This is a genomic window from Mycobacterium sp. JS623 (assembly GCF_000328565.1).
GTDB lineage: Bacteria > Actinomycetota > Actinomycetes > Mycobacteriales > Mycobacteriaceae > Mycobacterium.
The window spans coordinates 5,724,927-5,743,674 of the sequence record NC_019966.1 but is presented as its reverse complement, the minus strand read 5'-3'; the positions used below and the strand labels follow the sequence as shown (position 1 = coordinate 5,743,674).

The following is an 18,748-nucleotide window of genomic DNA, read 5'->3' as shown; positions in this document are numbered from 1 at the left end:
GTCGAGGAAGAAACCATGTCGCACACCGCTTTTCCTTACACTGCTATAGATTCTCCCGACACCCATGTCGTCGGTGATGTGATGGCGGACTTCGCCGCCGCGGCCCGAGATTGGCCTCACCGACCTGCCATGGTGCACAACGGCAGCGCCATCACCTATCGGGACCTCGCAGAGCGGGTCCGTCTTACCGCATCCCGCTACCGGCTACGCCGATTCACCGCCGACGGGCCATCCGGTCTGATCGGTACGTTGGTGTCGCACACACCCGCTGTGGGCGAGCACCTTCTTGGGATACTGCAAGCCGGCGCGACCTACTGCCCTATCGACGCCGCACTTCCGGTTGCCCGCAAAGAGGCGCTCGCAGCGGTACTCGGCCTCAATCGTCTGTTTGCGATAACTTGCGATCCGCACGAACCAACGAACTTGCGGATCGAGCATCTCGACGAGGATCCAGTGGCCACGGATACCGCACCGCTGCAGCCTCTTTGGCGCCCGAGCGATCCAGCGTACGTGCTGTGCACCTCGGGTTCTACCGGGATGCCGAAGCCGGTGGTGGTCTCGCGGCATGCCCTGACCGTCACGGTACGCGCGCTGCGTCACCTCTTCGCGCTCACGCCCGAGGACCGCGTGCTCCAATTCGCCTCGCTCGGCTGGGACACCTGCTTGGAGGAGATCTTGCCCGCATTAACAACCGGTGCGACAGTGCTTTTCGACGACGCGGCCCATTGCGGCTCATTCCGTCCCTTTGTGCACTTTCTAGCGGAACGCGAAGTCACGGTGCTCGACTTGCCGACTGCGTTCTGGCACGAACTTGTGCTCTTCCTGCACGAGGAGCGAGCGGCACTGCCAGACAGCGTCCGACTGGTGGTGATCGGCGGCGAGCGGGTTGATCCGACCAGATTGCGACAGTGGCGTGATCTCGACGTCGGACACGTCAGGTTGCTCAACACCTACGGGTGCACCGAGACGACGATGATCACCCACGCGGTGCTGCTCAGCGGCCCTGGCGCCGAACCAGAAGTTGTGGCTTACGACGCCGAGGCGCCACTGGGTCGTCCGCTGCCCCATGTGGGCGATCACGTCACCGATGAAGGTGAACTGCTGGTGTCAGGCCCCTCTTTGGCCACCGGATATCTAGGTTTGCCGGAACTCACGGCGACCGGATTCCCGGTCGCCGACCACGGATCTGGACTGACCCGGTGGTTCCAGACCGGAGATTTGGTGACCCGCGGTCAACGCGGGCTGCTATATCCATGCGGCCGCGCTGACGAACAGGTGAAAGTCCTTGGTGTGCGGGTACATCCGGCTGAGGTAGAGGCACAGCTGAACACCCACCCCGCAGTCGCGGGTGCCGTCGTGGTCGGCGAACGGCTACTCGGGCGCACGTCGTTGACGGCGTTCGTCGTTCCGGCCGGAGCGATTGCTCCGGCTGAACTGAAACGCTACCTACGAGAGCGCCTACCCGGCCAATTCGTGCCCAACAGGGTGAAATTCGTCGACGCACTCGCTTACACGTCAAGCGGCAAAGTTGATCGGGCGGCAACGCAACGTGCCGCAGCGGACTACGACAGCAAAGGAGTACATGTATGAGCGCTGGCCACATCGTCGAGATTTTCGGACGGATCCTCGGCACCCCTGAGGTGAATGCGAATTCTGACTTCTTCGAACTCGGCGGTGATTCACTGCTGGCGACCCGGGTGCTCAGTGCGATTGCCCGGGATTTCGGGACGGAGTTGTATTACGAGGACTTCCTCGAGAACCCCTCGCCGGAGGGGCTATTCGCCAAAGTTACTGCCGTAGCGCCATGAACCGGGGAGACATGCGCGTTGTCGTCGTCGGTGCGGGCCTGGCCGGACTGACCGCTGCTGTCGATTTGGCGGAGGCGGGCACGGACGTCACCGTGCTTGAGGCACGTGATCGGGTAGGCGGTCGGATGCACGGCATTCCGGTGTCCGCCGGTGTCGTCGCCGATGGAGGTGCTGCTTATCTGGGTATGCTGCACACCGAACTGCTCGCACTGTTGGGTGAGCACGGACTCGATCTGGCCTCCACAGCGATGATCGGGGACAGCACATTTCTGGTTTCGGATGAGCGAACGACGTCTGCGAGCAGGGTGCCCCCGCTCAACGCCGTCGCGCTCGGCGATCTGTTCGATCGGCTCGAGGAACTCGTTGGGCAGGTGCGGCCCGATGCGCCGTGGGAGAGTCCACGCGCGGAGCAACTCGACCAGCTAACAGCAGCGCAGTGGCTTGCCGACGAGGTCAAGTATCCGGATGCGCGGACGTTCTTCCCGCTGTTCATCGGCGAAATGATGGCGGCCGATCCAGCGGCGATCTCGGTTCTGCACATGGCCTTCTATCTGCGCTCTGGCGGAGGGATCCGCTACCTCAACGCCTTCGAGGGCGGGGCCCAGCAGTGGCGAATTGATGGCGGCTCACATCTGCTTTGCGAGGCGCTCGCTGACCGGCTCGGCGAGCGGGTGCGGTTACGGCATCCCGTTGCTGCGATCGACCAGGACGCCGATGAGGTTGCGGTGCACTGCGTTTCGGCTGTTGATGGCGCACGCTCCGAGTATCGGGCCGACCAAGTCGTCGTCGCCATACCGCCGCTGTTGGCGCAGCGGATCGAGTTCCGGCCAGCCCTGCTCGCGCCGCGGGCGACGGCGGCCACCGGCCGCGGCTGCGGGGTCAAGGTACATCTGAGCTATCCCGCTCCGCTGTGGCGTTCGCACGGGTTGTCCGGATGGTCCGTGAGTACAAACGGGCCGCTACTGTCCACGGTCGATGATTCTCCACCGGATGAATCTGCAGGCGTGCTCACAGGATTCGTCACCGGCGCTCCGGCATCGACCTTCAGCGCGCTGTCGTCGGCCCAGCAGCATGACGCCGCGCTGGCCCACACCGGCCGTCTCTTCCCCGAGTTGCCGCCACCGTCCCAATGCACGGTGACCGACTGGCTGGCTGAGAAATACAGCAGGGGATGCTATGCCGCCCTGTTTGGCCCCGGCGATTGGTTGCGGCTGGGCCCGACACTGACCACACCGCATGGCCGCGTCCACTGGGCGGGCACCGAAACCAGCCTGGAGTTCTTTGGGCTGATGGAGGGTGCGATTAGGTCGGGCCGACGAGTCGCAGCCGAATTGATCCACGGCGCTGAACCGGCGACCGTTTCACGAAAGGTGCTGTCGCTATGACAATCCTCACCGACCCCCCGCGTGCTGGCTTTACCGCCACCACCGACCAGCCGTATGCCTATGTGCGCAAGGAGTTGTCAGAACCCGACTGGCGTCGTTACCCAGGCTGGGCGACGGTCACCGAATCCGAATGGCGAGATCCGCAATGGCAGCGGGCACACTCGGTCAAGAACATCGGGCAGCTTCGCGTGGTGGCTGGCGATCTGCTCGATGAGCGGTTCTATGCCGACCTGGCGGCCGATCAGCAACAACGGGCGACCATGTCGATGTTGCTGCCGCCGCAGATGCTCAACACCATGGCCCCCAATTGTGCGATGGGACGCCGCGGGCTCACCGAGGCGTTCTATGCCGATCCGATCCGGCGTTACATGCTGCCAGTGCTCAGTGATCGAGATCCGGAGTGGGGCTCACACCCATTCGCCGAGCGAGATTCGTTGCACGAGAGCGACATGTGGGTGGTGGAGGGCCTGACCCATCGATACCCGACCAAGGTACTCGCCGAAATGTTATCGACCTGTCCGCAATATTGCGGGCACTGTACGCGGATGGATCTGGTCGGCAATTCCACACCAACAATCAGCAAGGCCAGGCTGACTTTGCATCCGGCCGACCGGCAGGACCGCATGCTGGACTATCTGCGCGCCACACCGACGGTGCGCGATGTCGTGGTGTCCGGCGGGGATGTGGCGAACGTCCCGTGGCCGCGACTGGAATCGTTTGTCATGCAGTTGCTCGACATTGACACCATCCGCGACATCCGCTTGGCGACAAAGGCATTGGCCGCCCTGCCGCAGCACTGGTTGCAAGCGAAGGTGCTCGACGGAGTTAATCGCACGGCGCACGTTGCCGCTGCCCGCGGGGTCAACCTGGCACTGCACACGCACATCAACCATGTGCAGTCGGTGACTCCGCTGGTTGCGGCGGCGGCCCGGGCGCTGCTCGACGCGGGGCTGCGAGACGTGCGTAACCAGGGGGTGTTGTTGCGAGGGGTGAACGCCACCGTGGACGACCTGCTCGACCTGTGCTTCGCGCTGCAGGGTGAAGCCAACATCCTGCCGTACTACTTCTACATGTGCGACATGATCCCCAACGCCGAACACTGGCGGATCGCACTGTGGGAAGCTCAAGAGTTGCAGTTGGCGATCATGGGCTATCTGCCCGGCTATGCGACGCCGCGACTCGTATGCGATGTTCCCTATGTAGGTAAACGGTGGGTCCATCAGGTGGTGCGTTACGACCGGACCCGTGGCATCTCATATTGGAACAAAAATTATCGAACCGGTTTGGATGCAACGGATGTCGATGCCTTGGATCAGGTCTACCCGTTCTACGATCCGATCGACACTCTGCCGACGTCAGGGCAGGCATGGTGGCGGAAGAATTGCCACCGTCCATGTGGCACAGCAATTTTGGTCGAATATGAGTCAGTCACCCCCGCCACGGTCAGCGGCGCGGTACCTGACGGACGTCAGTCATGCGGGTCAGAAAGGGGAGCGAGATGACCGTCGAGTTGGCTCCGATCACGGACGCAGACGTGGCAGCGGTGGCGGACTTCTTGCACACCAACCACAATGACCGAGTTCCTTGGGCTCTGGCATGCTCGACGGTGCCATGGAAAGGGGAGGCACCCAATCACGGATTCATGCTCCGGGACGGGCAGCGTGTTGTAGGCACATTATTGGCTCTCTACTCCGAGCGGCTGGTGGCAGGACGGTTGGAGCGGTTCTGCAACTTGGGATCCTGGTGCGTGCTGCCCGACTACCGGTCCCAGAGCATCTCGCTCGTCAATGCGGTGCTGGCGCAGGAGGGTTACAACTTCACAATCCTGTCGCCCGCCAAGAGACCGCAGGAGATGCTCCCCTGGTTCAGGTTCCGTTTTTTTGACACGTCTGCGGCGCTCATTCCCAACTTGCCGTGGCCTACCCTGCCGGGCCGGACGAGGATCAGTGCCGACCCAGACGTTATCGAAAGAACGCTAGCCGGGACGGAGCTAAAGCTCTATCGCGACCACGCACTTGCTCTCGCGGTGCATCACCTCGTGCTAACGCGTGGCCAGGACACCTGCTACGTCATGTACCGGAAAGTTCGGTACAGGGGTGCACCCGTGTTCGCTATCCTCCTGCACGTCAGCAATCCTGAACTCTTCCATCGTGCCTTGATCCCACTGACCCGTCATCTGTTGCTTCGGCATGGGCTGGTGGCGACCTTGGCTGAGCTACGGATCATCGAGCACGAGCCATATTTGTCGTTCAAGCTGAACAACTGGCCCAAGGCGTACCGCAGCGAGAGCCTGGAACCCGGGCAGATCGACTACCTCTATAGCGAGCTTGTGTGTGTGCCCTGGTAGCCGGGGCCACTCGACTTATGGCGCCTACCACCCAATTGACGAATTCAACGATGAGAAAGGAATTGGATCGACATGGTGGAATTGTTGATACGCACAACAATCATGCTTGTCGTTGCAGCCATAGCCATATATCTCATTCTCATGGCCTTAGACATTGCGCTATTCCTGAAACTCCGATCGAGTATCCCGCAAGAGCCCTTTTCAGATCCCGAGTACGGAACAAGGCATGCATTAACCCGAGACGGCGGGTGAAGAACAGGCCAGGCACCAATGGAGGACCTCGACGGATACGGCGCCTCCCCAGGCGGGTCCCCCCCGCCTGCAGCAACGCAACCGCGACCATTAGCGCCCTCTTCGCGACGCCGGATCCCTGCGCCGCGGCCATCAGGGACCCGATGACCCCGCGGCGCGCACACTCGACCGGTTGCCCTTCCCTGTTGTCGAGCGGACCGACTCAGCGGCGGAATTGTCTTGGCCTGAAACGGTCCCGCCACCGCATGGCGGCCGCGACGACAGACGCGGATGATCAAAGTCCGTTCTTCCCTATGCTCGCCGGGATCACTCCGCCAGATTTCGCTCGTCTACTGCAAGGCTGTGGCGCCCGTCGACTGAGCGACGTCAGAGACAAGCGAAACAATTCACGATGTGATCCTGTGGTCGTTGCCGCTCGGCTAGCGGCAGACCAGATAGGGCAGTCGCGATGTCGGCCGACGACAGGACCTGGGGGTGTGTGGTCATAGCGCGCCACATCCGGAAAGGGCAGGGTGTCCGAAATGGAATCCGCCGGCGGATCACCGCGGGCGTGCTCGTCGCATTGGCAGTGGCGTTAGCCCTTGCTACGTGCGTTCGGTCCCATGAGCCTCCCGCTTCCAACGGCCACGGCGACATCGAGTGGCCTGGCTGGGGGTTTACTCACACTCAGTTCAGCGCCGACGAGGGGGAGCCGCGGGCGGTTGCCAGTGCTGAGGAGGCGATCAAGTCGCTGCCGATGGTGCAGGCCCAGGCCATCATGGGCTGGGGCGTGGAAAACCCTGAACCCTCGCCTGGCCAGTACGATTTCCGCAGTCTGGACCGTCGGATGGACTTCATAAGCCGCAGTGGCGGGGTTCCGGTGATCGTCTTGTGCTGTGCACCGGACTGGATGAAAGGCGGCGAGGCCGGGGCGACCAACTGGGGCCGCTTGGAAGACGCGCCACGCCGCGAACACTTCGCTGACTTCGCCGCCCTGAGCGCCGCAGTGGCCACGCGCTATCCGTCCGTTCGCCATTTTCTCGTCTGGAACGAGTTCAAAGGATTCTTTGACGACGAGCTCAACCGGTGGGACGCGAAGGGATACACCGACCTCTACAACATCGTCTACGACGCGGTGAAGGCGGTGGATCCGGCAAACCAGGTCGGCGGCCCCTACCTCTCGTTCGAGAGCAAACCGGTGGGTTCCCCTGACAGCTCTCCGCAGCTGCAGGGCACCTGGGGGGCAGTGGACCAACGGTCCGTCGACGCCTTCGTCTACTGGAGGCTACTGCGGAAGGGCGCCGACTTCGTCGTGGTCGACGGCCACGCGACCACGGGACCGGGCGCCCCCGACGAGTTCACCGTCGTGCAGAAGTTCGCCGCAGTCAATGCTTGGCTCCGAACGCAGGTCGATGTGCCTATATGGTGGTCGGAGTGGTATGTCGAACCGGCCAAGCCAGGCTGGTCACCGGAGCATCAGATTGCGCTGCGCGTCGCCGCGATGATCGAGCTGGCGAGTAGTGGAGCGAACACGGTCTTGTATTGGAACCCGCGCCCGGACGGAGCGAAATGTGCCGGGTGCCTGTGGACGGACACCCGGGAGACCGACGGTGGTCAGCCTCTGCCCTTCCTCACCGACGTCCTCCAGCGCTTCGTCCGCTGGTTTCCACCGAATGTCGTGCGTCGAAAGGTGCACGTGGCGGACGGGCTCCTCGCGCTCGGGTCTGACCGCGCACTCGTGATCGTCAACACCACCGATAAGACGATCGGCGCCTCGGTTGACGGTCGGCAAATCGAGTGGTCGGCCTACCAGACGCGGTGGGTCATGGCGCAACCCTAGGTGCGCGGAAGTCCGGATCATCTTTCGCTCCCCGTGACCGACCCATCCGTCGGCCCAGTACCACCATCCGCGCTAGCAAATAAGATATGACTATTTGAAGGGCAGTTGCCTGGTTATTTCCGTATACCAGATCGAAGCTGGCTAACTGTGTGCCAGCTCAGTACACTCGGCCCTATGTGCATGCGTGGCGAATTTCTCCGGTGGCCCCGCACGGTCCTCGCGTCATTGGGCACAATGCTGTGCGTCGCGATGGGAGTGGTCTGCCACGCGGCGCTTGCGCAGGCCGCTCCCGGCAACTGCCCGGCGACAGCGGCCGCCGCCTACGGCTGGGGCTCGCCGAACCAATCGGACGATTTCGACGGCCCATCGTCGCTCGCCGGTTGGAACCTTTACAACGGTCCGGGACACGACGGAAACGGCCGCCGTACCCCCAACGCGGTTTCTGTTGCCGACGGAGTGTTGACGATCACCGGTGACCCCCAGGGTGATTCCGAGGGAATGTCGTGGAGTCCCGGGCAGACGTACGGCCGCTGGGAAGTCTGCGTGAAATCGCCGGCGGCGTCACCGAACTACCATTCCGTGCTGTTGCTGTGGCCAGCCCGGTCAGGTGGTGGTGAAATCGACTTTATGGAAATTGCTGATCCCACGCGGCAGAACGTCGACGCCTTTGTTCACTACGGATACGGCGCGCAAGAAGCCGGCCATATCCGGATCGACGCCACGCAGTGGCACAGCTGGGCTGTTGAATGGAGCCCCCAGCGGATCGCCACCTTCGTCGACGGTGCGCAATGGTGGGAGACCACGAACACAGCGCACATCCCAACCGGTCTGATGAGGATGTGTATGCAGCTCGACAATTTCGGCGGCGACATCAGCCAGGGTGGTCAGCAGATCGTCGATTGGGCACGCCAGTATCCACTCGTCACAACATGAGAATGGGCCACCGCCGGCTTCAGGGTGACGCCGGAATCATCAGCGTCGCAACGAGGCCTCGGTGATCCGAACCGGGGACTTTAATCGTGCGCACTGAATTGGCGGTGCAGCCGCGAGTCAGGATGTGATCGATGGCAACGAATGGCGGTAGCCGCCAGTCGGCCGGGAAAGTGGGCTTGATCCCTGCCCCGGATTGTTCGGCCGCATCCCGATAGCCATTGCGCAGCAGACCGCGAAATGGCCGCATGTCGATGGTGCTGTTCAGGTCTCCCGCAACGATCACAGCACCGCCCCCCGCCCTCTGCGCGAACTCCTCCAAGGTAGCCGGCAAACGATCCAGGTCGCGACGCCAATCATCGATCGGCTGCGGCCAGGGACCGGGCAGGTGGACGACAAGGACGTTGGGATCGGTTGAAGTGCCTGCGACCCGTATTCGCGCGCTTACGAACGCCATGCTGTAACCGTCTATCCGCCTGGTGTCGTGCACCGGGAACCGACTCCACAAGCCGACTCCAGAAGCCCCCCTCCGTGGCTCGAGCCACCGGTATCGAAATACCGCGTCCAACCCAGCTTCGGATAGGCGGTCAACTGCTTTGGGGGTGAGCTCTTGGAATGCGAGAACATCCGCCTGTGTCTCAGCCAATCTCACGAGATTGTCTGGATCGGCCAGCCCGTAGCGGAGGTTTGCCGTGATCACCCGAACTACGACGCTTTCGCTGCGAGTGATATCGGAAGCCAAGTACAGAGAAATTTCGATCGTTAGCATGGCAACAGTCAATGCGAGTGCGACCACGACGAAAATCCAGCGCTCGGCCAGGATCAGTAAAACCACAGCTACGGGTCCGCACAGCATCAGGTATGGGAAAAGCGCCGCCGTAATCATCACGGCGTGGTTGGTAACGGGCAGGTACCGTGACGCCAAGGCCCAACAAGCTATCGCGAGCGCGACGAGGCCGATGGCCGTCCTGAGCACACCCGGAGTCATGGATGGCATATTGCGCTTATTCGCACCTTCTGTGTTGCATTCCGGTCGAACACACCGGATGCGACGCTATCGTCGTCGCGTGGTCGGTATTCGGGTCGATGAAATCGGCCCTTCCGAGAAATGCCGATGGTTGTGGTGGCGTCTGAAAACTGAGCCTGCGTCGACCGAATTCTGCCCTCCTTCCACTGACTGATTCTCAGCCTACGAGTCGAGAGCAGAAGCCGGTTGTTGTCACCCGAGGACAGCCGTGGCCTCGACAGCTTTTAGCCTTGACCACCTTGTTAGCAATCCTGTCTGTCGACCAACTATGGATTTCGAATATTTGCCTAGCGTAGTAGGAGGCGACGAGACGCAAGGGCTACTTGCAGCTGGAAATTCATCGCCCTGTCAACTCTTGTCGATGACGGCCAAACGGATGCTGGGCAAGGGCGTAGTTCTGTGAAAATGCAAGGTCTGCATACATATTAAGAAATGGGTGAGCGCACCAGAAATTATCCTGTCGGTGTGGCCCCTGACCAACTTTCTAACGGGTTTCCGTAGGTCCGGTTGGATACCCGCCGCAACCCGGATCTTCTTCGCTAAAATCACCTCGGCTGTTATTGACACCACAATCAGCAAAGACTTAAGCTATAACACAGCAGCATATCAGCGCGATGCCGTGTGGGGGAGGGGGACATAGGTGCAATCCCACCAACAAGTGCGTCCAAACAATCTGCTGCTTAAACATTCATATGACACTCAAGCTATTGGCCTACGTTTTCGCGAGCTGAGGTAATCGACCCCTCGGCATACCGACCTAAAATCAAGGGGGCGGTCGATGTCTGACCGTGTTTACATCGCCGGTCGTCGGGAATTTATAGTTCTTCTTGCTTCGGGCGTCGCCATCTCTGCGTGGGCGCTTTTTCCGTCAACCGTTGAGTCGGGAATCAACGTTGCACTCCCTGAGAGGTCGACATCCTTTGCCCCAGATGTTAAATCGGCCTGGCAGGGTCTCGTCGGCACGCCAGTTATTGCCTACAAGTTCGCAAACGCAAAATTGATGTTGTCGCAGCCGACGGTGTATGGGTTCGCGACGGCACGATACTCGAGTCCGGCGGTTAACGTGAGTCTGGTGCCGATAAGGGCGAAGCTCCAGGCATTGTTGATGTTGTTGTATTCCCAAGTCGACGGCATAACACCGGCGGCTCTGGAGGCGAAGCTGCGGGCGTTGCTGAACTTGCCGGATTCCGTACTTGCACAGTTGATGGAACACCCTGATTTGGCGGACTTGAACAAGCAGCTGAACGCCGTGTTCCTAGGAACATCTGATCTGTCGGACGTCAAGACCGAACTCGACAAAATCGATGTCACCTCGGTGCCCGGACCATCCGAGCAGATCGATGTGATCAAAGTAAACGGGAAGCCGACATACATCGTGCATTCGCCTGCGGTCAGGGCAACTGAGAACGCGGTCGGGTCGCCGGTGTCCCCGCTTCCCCCCCCACCGGATGAATCGGTGACCGTGACGGTGTTATCTCGGGTTGAAGCGCCGGCTGGTCTGTCCGCGTCTGCTTTCGAGCTGGCGCCGAGTAGTGAACCGATGACTTCAGCTCCAGCGCCGACTGGTCTGACCGCGTCTGCTTTCGAGCTGGCGCCGAGTAGTGAACCGATGACTTCAGCTCCGACGCCAATCACTCCGATCGCGTCTGATTTCACGCCCGCGCCGAGCAATGAACCGCCGAGTCCAACTTCGGCGTCTCCGCCTCCGAGTTCATCGGCGGAACCGACCGGTACCACGCAGACGTCGCAAGACGTCATGACGTCAGGGAACAAGTTCGAGCCAGGTGAGACAGCGACACAACCCAGCGGCGGCAGTTCCTCTGCGACACAGACGGCAACGCCGTCGACATCCCCGACGGGCCAAGAAAGCCCCGCTGGCGGCGTGACAAATGGCGAAGGTGCGACCCCCACCAACAATGAAGCTGGCAGCACGTCTTCGTCTTCCGCAGGCGCAGCGACTCCGTAGGAGGTACCGGTGATCGTCATGCGGGAATGCCGCCACATACTGCGGTTATCGACCACGTGCATGGCAAAGGCCGCTGGCTTGGCGAGTTGCATCGCGCCGGAGAACCGTGGTCCTGGCAAAGATTCGATGAGTTGCCATCATATGCGGGGCGGATCCAGGCCCGCCGGGGGTGGCGCCAAGACGGGATGGTGACAATCAAATGGGGTATACGGGGGGCGGCCGAGGAACCGTCGTAGCGATATGGCCTCGCCGCCGGGCACGGGGGATGTGTTCGTGCGGGTGGGCCGGCCAACCGCACATGCTGCTGTCGGCGGCGAAGATCGACGCGCTCGTACACGCAGCCAACCATGGCTGCCAGGCCGGTATCCCGTTGGTTCAGCCCGAGACGATCGACGCCTTGAATCCGCCTGGCGTCCTCACCGTTCGTTGCCCGGCTGGCTGCGGAGCGAGTTTGTCTGTCCCGATGATGATCACCGACACGTTTTCGACCAGGTCGCACGACGGCGAACTGTCTGTCGGCTTTAGCGCCGAGGCGCCTGAATTGCACGACTATGTCGACCGGCATTTGCACATCTGCCGTCGGCGATGTCACGCGCCAATTTGACCCTGGAGCGTGCGCGCTACTAGCACTCCGCCTACTACTCTCATTGCGGCAGTCAGCCCATCGACGAGCTGTCCTAATAGATTGTCGCCACGGTGATCATGGGGTTGAGTAGTGATCGCGAGCCACACCGAGGTACGGGCATGAGTTCGCCCCCACCGCCGGACCAGTGGCCCTCTCAAACGTCTACGCCAGAAGGTCTGGAGGAGCCCGATCCAGACGAGGCTGATACGGGCCTCTGTCTGTCCCCGCAGCGCCGGTGCCGGCTGAAGAGAGATGGCATGCCGGGCAAGGAGCTTGGGCGGACAGATTCGACGCTACATTGATCGTGAATCCGCGACCGGTGCGTCGCCATGGGCGCCAGCCGATTGTCTTTCTCAGTGCCGTCTCCGTACTGATTGTGATCGTCGTCAGCGGCCTGATCTACTGGCTGGTGCGTCCGTCGCCCGGTACCGAAAGCATTGCGCCATCGGCAGCACCGACCATCACGTCGAGTCCCGACAATGACCGCCTTATGCGCCTGGTTCCGGCTGGCTATTCCACCGACGTGTGCAAGCCGGTTGCGGCGCCGAAAGATGCACTGGCACAAGTTGATTACGGGAAGGACGCCGATGTCGGCGGCCCGTTGACCGCGACCTACACGCTCGTTGAGAACAAGGCTGCTCTTGACGCGGCGTTGAGCGGCATCGTAAAGGCGTCGACAATGGTCAACTGTCCCCGCAACATTCAGTCACCGGGGCCGTGGCGCCGCAACGCCACTCCCGACAAGACCAGTGGTGTGCTGTTCTGCGGCGTCAAGAACAGCCGCCTCACGTTGGCATGGACCGATGACGCCCGACTCGTGGTCAGCCAGGTCCAATCAGGCCCGGACGGGCCAACTTTCGACGAACTGTACGCGTGGTGGTCGGGCCACTCGTAGCCGTCGAATCACGGCACCGGCGCCGGCGGAACCGTCGTCACCGGCGTCGCGGGCGTCCCTTGGCTACCCGCAGGCAACGGTGTGGTCGCGGTGCTCGCCGGGATCGGGGCGCCTTCAGCGGGTGCCAACACGGGCGCGCCTTGGCTGCCTGCCGGTAGCGGTGTGCCCTGGCTGCCCGCCGGAATCGGCGCTCCCGGAACGGCTTCAGCGGATGCGGGCAGCGGCGCTCCTGGCGCAGCGGGCGCGACCGCGGGTCCAGCGGTCGGCGTAAACGTGGTTCCTGGAGCAGCTGGCGCGGGAGTTGCGCCGGGAGCCGCAGCGGCCGCTGGTGTCGGCGTAGCAGGCGTGGCCGCAGGCGTCGGCGATGTCTGGCTACGCGCGGGCGGCGATCACTGCGTGGTCCCCTGCCGCGGTGACGGTGATGGGGCCGCCTGTACCCAGGCGAGGAGATCCTCGCTGCCTGTGCTGTAGACGACGGCGTCGGGCGCCTCGCCGGCGACGTCGAAATACACTTTGCCCGTGGTCTTTTCGCCCTGACTGAGCGTCGCTGGATTGACGCCCTGCGGTGTCGCGACTCCGAACAGTACGCGATACGTCTGGCCGCTGCGGGCGCGGGCGTTCAGGTTGGACACGATCGGCGTGGCGACGCCCTGGAGCGCCTCATCGGTGGCCGTGGCTTCCCACAGGGTGCCGGCGACCGGATAGGGGATGGTATCGGGACTCGGCCGAAGGGCGGTAATGGTCCAGCGCTGAACGACGTTGCCGTCGACGAGCTTGGCTTGGCTTCCGATGGTCGTCGTCGTGACGTCCTCGGCAAATGCGGCGGGCGCTGCGATGGCGGCTGCGGTGGCGATGATCGCCCAGCGGTACATGCACATGCTGCGAACAACCCGAAAGCCTATTTCTACGAGAAGCCGATCACCATTGAGGAGCATCAGAATTCGCGGTGGATCGCCGAGCCGCTGCGGCTCCTGGACTGCTGTCAGGAGACCGACGGTGCCCGACGGCGCGATCGAGCTCGGGGGGCGGCTGCCGATCAACACCCACGGGGCCAGTTGGGCGAGGCGTACATCCACGGGATGAACGGGATCGCCGAAGGGGTTGGCCAGCTTCGGGGTACGTCGGTCAATCAGGTGGACGACGTCGAGCATGTGTTGGTCACCGCGGGCACCGGTGTACCAACCTCCGGTCTGGTCCTGGGCTGAGCCGGCGACGCGGACACCGGCCCACGATAGGTATCGAAGTCGACGCAGGCCGACGACGGCTGGGAGCCCGCACCTGACAGCTGGGCTGCTCGCTTCGACGCACTGCTGACAGTGAACCGCGACCAGTGCAAGGCGATCGCAGGCCGATCGTCTTCTTGAGCATCGCCGCGGTGGAAAATTGTGCTTGGACAGGTCAATTGCGATACCAATTCCGAGCCCAGCACACAACAAGGCTGCAGGTAGCGATCTATCTGCAGCCTCGTCGTGGTTGGGGACTCTAGCCGAGAACGCCTCTCAGGATTCCGTTCCGGCCATCGCCGATGTTGACGGCGCCGGTGTTGAAGTTGCCGATGTTGAGGAGGCCGGTGTTGCCGTTACCGATGTTGAGGACGCCGCGATTCCCCGTGAAGAGCGGATCGACACCGCCGAAGTTGAGGATGCCCTGGTTTCCAATTCCTTGATTGAGGATTCCGTTGTTGAAGCCGCCGGGGCTGAGCAGGTTGTTTCCGACGCCGTTGTTGCCCGTCCCGGCATTGAGGAGGCCGTTGTTGCCGGGGGTGAAGTTGATGCCGCTATCGGCCGAGGCTCCCCCCGCGCCGACGAGCGCAAACGTACCGGCGCCGATTAGCGAAGCCGTGAAGAGTAGAGCGGAACGAACACGTGACATGGCTGCTCCTTAGCTAGCAGAGTGGGAGGACGGAGTCATGGTAGCTGTTTGCGCACAACTTCGAAACCATTCCAGCTAACCTATTCCTTGAGTTGTGGGAAATTGGTAGTTAAACCGACGAGGTTCCGACGTCGGACCTGGCCTTACGAGCGTTACCTGGCACTATGGCGAGTTTATTAACGGATATCTTGATTTTACGATTAATATATAGTCGTGGTAGCTATCGCTGATGAGACGAGATGAACACATATGGCAAACGAAGGCAAGTAGGCGAAGGCGGATTCCGCGGTACCCTCCTCGCCGACTGCAACTGAAACGCGTGTCATTTGCTGCATCGTCAAATGATTCGCAGCACGAAGCCAACCCGCGATCTGGTGGCAACCGGGCTCGGGTCAGGCCGGCGTCAACTCCACGCCGGCGAGCGCGACCGCGTCATCCCGTTCGGGCGCGGTGACGACGGCCTGGAAGCCATCGCCGTCCTTCCAGATGCTGGCTTTCAGCGTCTCGCCGGGGAAGACGACGCCCGCGAACCGGGCCCCATAGCTGCCGACCCGGGCCGTGTCGCCATCCAGGAGATGGTCGACCATGGCTTTGCACGTCATGCCATACGTGCACAACCCGTGCAGGATCGGGCGTGGGAAGCCGGCCGCCGCAGCGAAGTCGGGATCCGAGTGCAGCGGGTTGCGGTCACCGCACATTCGGTACAGCAGCGCCTGCTGCGGCGATACCGGGATGGAAAGTTCGAAGTCCGGCGCGCGCTCGGGCGGTTGTGATGACGTGGACGGGCCGCGCTCACCGCCGAAGCCGCCTTCGCCGCGGGCGAAGATCGACCGCTTCTGCGTCCACAGCAGCGTGCCGTCTGGTGCCTTCACTGTGGTCTCCGACCAGATGACGGCGGCCTTGCCCTTGTCCCAGATGTCGGTGAAACGAGTGACCGCGATTCCGGTGCCGGCGGCAGGGATGGGCCCCGGCGCCGACACTGCCTCGCTGGCGTGCAGCACCTTGCTCAGTTCGATGTCGATACCAGGAAACTGGACTGTGGGTGGCTTCGTCATGTGGAAGCTCTGCGCGACGTTGCCGAACGTGGGCAATACCTGCGGGGTCTCGTCAGTGAGATAGCGCAGCTCGCGCTTGTCCATCGGGTCACTGCCCGCACCAAGGCCAAGGTGATAGAGCTGGATATCGCTACTGGTCCAAGAGAATTCAGCGGGTTCGAGTTCCGCCCCAAGTGCGACGTCCAGATTGATCGGCATCAGTTCTTCCCCGCTATGTGTAGGGCTGCAAGGTACCCGAATGTCATAGCAGGGCCGATCGTCCCGCCCGGTCCCGGATACGTGTGACCCATTACCGGCGCGCTGACGTTGCCGGCCGCATACAGCCCCTCGATCACCGAACCGTCGTCACGAAGCGCGCGGGCGTACACGTCGGTGCGGATGCCGCCCTTCGTGCCGAGGTCGCCGGGCACCATCTTGGCCGCGTAGTACGGCGCGTGGGTGAGCTCGCCGAGGTTGGGGTTCGGCTTATTGGTCGGGTCGCCGTAATAGCGGTCGTAGGCGCTCTCGCCGCGGTGGAAATCCTCGTCGGTGCCCGACCGCGCGAACCCGTTGAACCGCTCGACCGTTGTCTTCAACTCTTCGACGGGCAGGCCTGCCTTTGCGGCGAGTTCGTCGAGCGTATCGGCCTTGACAATGACGCCGGATTCCAGCCACTTAGTCGGAATGCGTTGTCCCGGTTGCAGTCCCGCGAATATGTAGCGGTCGCGGTACTGCTGGTCGAACACCAGCCAGGCCGGGATGTTTTCGCCGGGGCCGGGGCCCTGCCCAAAGGTGCCGCCGTACATGTGGTGGCATGCCTCGACGTACGGCATCGACTCGTTCATGAATCGCTTGCCCGACATGTTCACGATGATCGAGCCGGGCGAGTTGCGTTCGGACAGCGCGAACCACGGCGCACCCACCAGGGGCACCGTCGGGCCCCACCAGGCGTCTTCCATGATGTCGAGCGCGGCGCCCAGTTTCTCGGCGGCGATGATGCCGTCGCCGGTGTTGGCCTTGGCGCCAACGGTCCACTCCGTGGTGATCGGCGCGCGTTGGTACTTCACCCGCATCTGCTCGTTGTGCTCAAACCCGCCGGCTCCGAGGATCACCCCGCGACGCGCCCGGATCAGCTCGGGCTCAGCCGATTCCGGTGCGCTGGTATCGCGGACGTAGATCCCGCGGACCACGCCGTCCTCGACGTAGAGGTCGGTGAACGCGGTGTTCAGCCGCACAGGGACGCCGGCCTTCTGCAAGCCGATCCGAAGTGGAGCGATCAACGCGCGGCCCATCCCGACGAGGTTCTTGCCCGTCGCTTTGGCCCACATGGTGCGGCCGCCGACCTTGAGACTTCGCAGCAGGCCACGCGGGTGACGCTTGAGCTGGTTCAGCCGGACGTAATCCTGCTGCATCACAACGACATTGAGTGGCACCTTGCCGTACGGCGGCTCCAGGCCCGACTCGTCGGCACCGAGCTTGCGGGCGTTGAACGGCTTCGGCTCGATCGACCGACCGCCGGGCCGGCCACCCGGCGTCTCGGGGTAGTAATCGGAGTAGCCAGGCACCCAGCACATCTTCAGCGGCGAGTTCTTCAGCACGAAGGACAACATTTCGGGGCCGCGCTCGAGGTAGGTGTCGATGCGCTCGGGCTCGACCACGTCGCCGACGATCGTATGCAGGTATTTGCGCGCTGCCTCGGGCGTGTCCGTGACGCCGTCGCGCTTGAGGACCTCGTTGTTCGGAATCCACACGCCGCCGCCTGACCGCGCAGTGGAACCGCCATAGTGCGGCGCCTTCTCGACGACTACTGTGGATAGTCCCTGGTGGGCCGCGGTGAGGGCGGCGACCATGCCGGCGGCGCCGCTTCCTACCACGACTACGTCGAAAGCACCGTACTCCTGACCCGTCATGTAGAACACGTTATAGAATTGGCCGGCCGACCCACAACTGCGCCGGTCACCGAAACGAGCGGACTAAGAGAGGGCATAGCATAAATGCTCAGCGCCCAGGTACGTGACCAGCTGGCCGCCGACCTCGCTCAGGCCGAGCGCAGCCGCGTTCCCATTTCCCCGTTGACCGACGGTAATCCCGATATCGACGTGGTCGATGCCTATGAAATCCAGCTGATCAACATCCGGCAGCGGGTCGCAGAAGGTGCCCGCGTAGTGGGACACAAGGTTGGCCTGTCGTCCGAGGCCATGCAAAAGATGATGAACGTGGACGAACCCGACTACGGGCACCTGCTCGACGAAATGCAGGTGTACGAAGACAAACCGGTCCAGTCGGCCAAGTATCTTTACCCGCGCGTCGAGGTCGAGGTCGGTTTCATCCTGGCCGATGATCTGCCCGGCGCCGGCTGCACCGAGGATGACGTGCTGGCGGCGACGGCCGCGTTCGCGCCGTCGATCGAATTGATCGACACCCGCATCACCGACTGGAAGATCAAGTTGTGCGACACCATCGCCGATAACGCCTCGTCGGCCGGCTGGGTGCTCGGTGAGGCGCGGGTGTCGCCGAAGGACATCGACATCCGCAACATCGATGCGGTGCTCACCAATAACGGGGAAGTCGTCGCCAAGGGCCGCAGCGATGCGGTGCTCGGAAACCCAGTGACCGCGGTCGCCTGGTTGGCCCGCAAGGTCGAGAGTTTTGGTGTGCGGCTGAAGGCCGGTGACATCGTGTTGCCGGGCTCATGCACCCGTGCGATAGATGCACCGCCTGGCAGCAATTTCGTTGCGGACTTCGCCGGGTTAGGTTCTGTACGACTGAGTTTCGAATAGCTCCAAAA

General features: G+C 62.5%; 15 protein-coding genes and 1 pseudogene. 10 read left to right on the top strand and 6 right to left on the bottom strand.

Annotated features, from left to right (window positions below; translation table 11 throughout):
* Nucleotides 1-81 precede the first annotated feature (81 nt).
* From MYCSM_RS27930 to MYCSM_RS27895, 7 genes are all read left to right on the top strand, one after another.
* Nucleotides 82-1,590, top strand: coding sequence for an AMP-binding protein (locus tag MYCSM_RS27930; protein ID WP_232425682.1), 1,509 nt, complete (start codon nt 82-84; stop codon nt 1,588-1,590).
* The gene (locus tag MYCSM_RS27925) at nt 1,587-1,808 is read left to right on the top strand and encodes an acyl carrier protein (RefSeq protein ID WP_015309536.1); all 222 of its coding nucleotides are present in this window, start codon (nt 1,587-1,589) and stop codon (nt 1,806-1,808) included. Before MYCSM_RS27930 ends, MYCSM_RS27925 begins: the two co-directional genes overlap by 4 nt.
* Entirely contained in the window at nt 1,805-3,193 is a 1,389-nt protein-coding gene (locus tag MYCSM_RS27920) for a flavin monoamine oxidase family protein (protein ID WP_015309535.1), read from the top strand. Before MYCSM_RS27925 ends, MYCSM_RS27920 begins: the two co-directional genes overlap by 4 nt.
* Nucleotides 3,190-4,695, top strand: coding sequence for a KamA family radical SAM protein (locus MYCSM_RS27915; protein WP_015309534.1), 1,506 nt, complete (start codon nt 3,190-3,192; stop codon nt 4,693-4,695). The genes MYCSM_RS27920 and MYCSM_RS27915 overlap by 4 nt, the downstream gene beginning before the upstream one ends.
* The gene (locus MYCSM_RS27910) at nt 4,692-5,540 is read left to right on the top strand and encodes a hypothetical protein (protein ID WP_232425681.1); all 849 of its coding nucleotides are present in this window, start codon (nt 4,692-4,694) and stop codon (nt 5,538-5,540) included. The genes MYCSM_RS27915 and MYCSM_RS27910 overlap by 4 nt, the downstream gene beginning before the upstream one ends.
* A gap of 700 nt (nt 5,541-6,240) precedes the next feature.
* Nucleotides 6,241-7,611: a GH39 family glycosyl hydrolase gene (locus MYCSM_RS27900; protein WP_015309531.1), complete on the top strand. Its 1,371-nt coding sequence runs from the start codon at nt 6,241-6,243 to the stop codon at nt 7,609-7,611.
* A gap of 174 nt (nt 7,612-7,785) precedes the next feature.
* The gene (locus MYCSM_RS27895; RefSeq protein WP_015309530.1) at nt 7,786-8,544 is read left to right on the top strand and encodes a glycoside hydrolase family 16 protein; all 759 of its coding nucleotides are present in this window, start codon (nt 7,786-7,788) and stop codon (nt 8,542-8,544) included.
* Nucleotides 8,545-8,563: 19 nt separating this feature from the next.
* Here the strand turns inward: MYCSM_RS27895 and MYCSM_RS27890 are convergent, their stop codons facing one another.
* Both MYCSM_RS27890 and MYCSM_RS27885 read right to left on the bottom strand, forming a co-directional pair.
* Nucleotides 8,564-9,529 (bottom strand): endonuclease/exonuclease/phosphatase family protein, encoded by a 966-nt coding sequence (locus tag MYCSM_RS27890; protein WP_015309529.1) that lies wholly within the window; start codon nt 9,527-9,529, stop codon nt 8,564-8,566.
* A 1,014-nt stretch (nt 9,530-10,543) separates the two neighbouring features.
* A complete protein-coding gene (locus MYCSM_RS27885) occupies nt 10,544-11,626 on the bottom strand; it encodes a hypothetical protein (protein ID WP_015309528.1) in 1,083 nt (360 codons plus the stop codon).
* Between the two features lie 837 nt (nt 11,627-12,463).
* Here MYCSM_RS27885 and MYCSM_RS27875 point away from each other — a divergent pair.
* Nucleotides 12,464-13,054, top strand: coding sequence for a hypothetical protein (locus tag MYCSM_RS27875; RefSeq protein ID WP_051073826.1), 591 nt, complete (start codon nt 12,464-12,466; stop codon nt 13,052-13,054).
* Nucleotides 13,055-13,443: 389 nt separating this feature from the next.
* Here MYCSM_RS27875 and MYCSM_RS38500 read toward each other — a convergent pair whose 3' ends face one another.
* A complete protein-coding gene (locus MYCSM_RS38500; protein WP_232425680.1) occupies nt 13,444-13,926 on the bottom strand; it encodes an MPT63 family protein in 483 nt (160 codons plus the stop codon).
* 3 nt (nt 13,927-13,929) lie between these two features.
* Here MYCSM_RS38500 and MYCSM_RS38495 point away from each other — a divergent pair.
* Nucleotides 13,930-14,259, top strand: a pseudogene (locus MYCSM_RS38495) (thiolase C-terminal domain-containing protein); the annotation flags it as partial.
* A gap of 277 nt (nt 14,260-14,536) precedes the next feature.
* Here MYCSM_RS38495 and MYCSM_RS27865 read toward each other — a convergent pair.
* The 3 genes from MYCSM_RS27865 to kstD form a co-directional block, all read right to left on the bottom strand.
* Nucleotides 14,537-14,926, bottom strand: coding sequence for a hypothetical protein (locus MYCSM_RS27865; protein ID WP_015309525.1), 390 nt, complete (start codon nt 14,924-14,926; stop codon nt 14,537-14,539).
* Between the two features lie 392 nt (nt 14,927-15,318).
* Nucleotides 15,319-16,179 (bottom strand): MaoC family dehydratase, encoded by an 861-nt coding sequence (locus MYCSM_RS27860; protein ID WP_015309524.1) that lies wholly within the window; start codon nt 16,177-16,179, stop codon nt 15,319-15,321.
* Nucleotides 16,179-17,870: a 3-oxosteroid 1-dehydrogenase gene (gene kstD / locus MYCSM_RS27855; protein ID WP_015309523.1), complete on the bottom strand. Its 1,692-nt coding sequence runs from the start codon at nt 17,868-17,870 to the stop codon at nt 16,179-16,181. The genes MYCSM_RS27860 and kstD overlap by 1 nt, the downstream gene beginning before the upstream one ends.
* Before the next feature lie 84 nt (nt 17,871-17,954).
* On the opposite strand from kstD, the gene MYCSM_RS27850 reads away from it, so the two are divergent.
* Complete coding sequence (locus MYCSM_RS27850; protein ID WP_015309522.1) at nt 17,955-18,740, top strand: 2-keto-4-pentenoate hydratase; 786 nt, start codon at nt 17,955-17,957, stop codon at nt 18,738-18,740.
* Nucleotides 18,741-18,748 lie beyond the last annotated feature (8 nt).

What these genes read in the sequence shown, in the direction of transcription:
- MYCSM_RS27930 (WP_232425682.1), top strand. Translation starts at nt 82, where the DNA reads ATGGCGGACTTCGCCGCCGCGGCCCGAGATTGGCCTCACCGACCTGCC.
- MYCSM_RS27925 (WP_015309536.1), top strand. Translation starts at nt 1,587, where the DNA reads ATGAGCGCTGGCCACATCGTCGAGATTTTCGGACGGATCCTCGGCACC.
- MYCSM_RS27920 (WP_015309535.1), top strand. Translation starts at nt 1,805, where the DNA reads ATGAACCGGGGAGACATGCGCGTTGTCGTCGTCGGTGCGGGCCTGGCC.
- MYCSM_RS27915 (WP_015309534.1), top strand. Translation starts at nt 3,190, where the DNA reads ATGACAATCCTCACCGACCCCCCGCGTGCTGGCTTTACCGCCACCACC.
- MYCSM_RS27910 (WP_232425681.1), top strand. Translation starts at nt 4,692, where the DNA reads ATGACCGTCGAGTTGGCTCCGATCACGGACGCAGACGTGGCAGCGGTG.
- MYCSM_RS27900 (WP_015309531.1), top strand. Translation starts at nt 6,241, where the DNA reads ATGTCGGCCGACGACAGGACCTGGGGGTGTGTGGTCATAGCGCGCCAC.
- MYCSM_RS27895 (WP_015309530.1), top strand. Translation starts at nt 7,786, where the DNA reads ATGTGCATGCGTGGCGAATTTCTCCGGTGGCCCCGCACGGTCCTCGCG.
- MYCSM_RS27890 (WP_015309529.1), bottom strand. Translation starts at nt 9,529, where the DNA reads ATGACTCCGGGTGTGCTCAGGACGGCCATCGGCCTCGTCGCGCTCGCG.
- MYCSM_RS27885 (WP_015309528.1), bottom strand. Translation starts at nt 11,626, where the DNA reads ATGCAACTCGCCAAGCCAGCGGCCTTTGCCATGCACGTGGTCGATAAC.
- MYCSM_RS38500 (WP_232425680.1), bottom strand. Translation starts at nt 13,926, where the DNA reads ATGTACCGCTGGGCGATCATCGCCACCGCAGCCGCCATCGCAGCGCCC.
- MYCSM_RS27865 (WP_015309525.1), bottom strand. Translation starts at nt 14,926, where the DNA reads ATGTCACGTGTTCGTTCCGCTCTACTCTTCACGGCTTCGCTAATCGGC.
- MYCSM_RS27860 (WP_015309524.1), bottom strand. Translation starts at nt 16,179, where the DNA reads ATGCCGATCAATCTGGACGTCGCACTTGGGGCGGAACTCGAACCCGCT.
- kstD (WP_015309523.1), bottom strand. Translation starts at nt 17,870, where the DNA reads ATGACGGGTCAGGAGTACGGTGCTTTCGACGTAGTCGTGGTAGGAAGC.
- MYCSM_RS27850 (WP_015309522.1), top strand. Translation starts at nt 17,955, where the DNA reads ATGCTCAGCGCCCAGGTACGTGACCAGCTGGCCGCCGACCTCGCTCAG.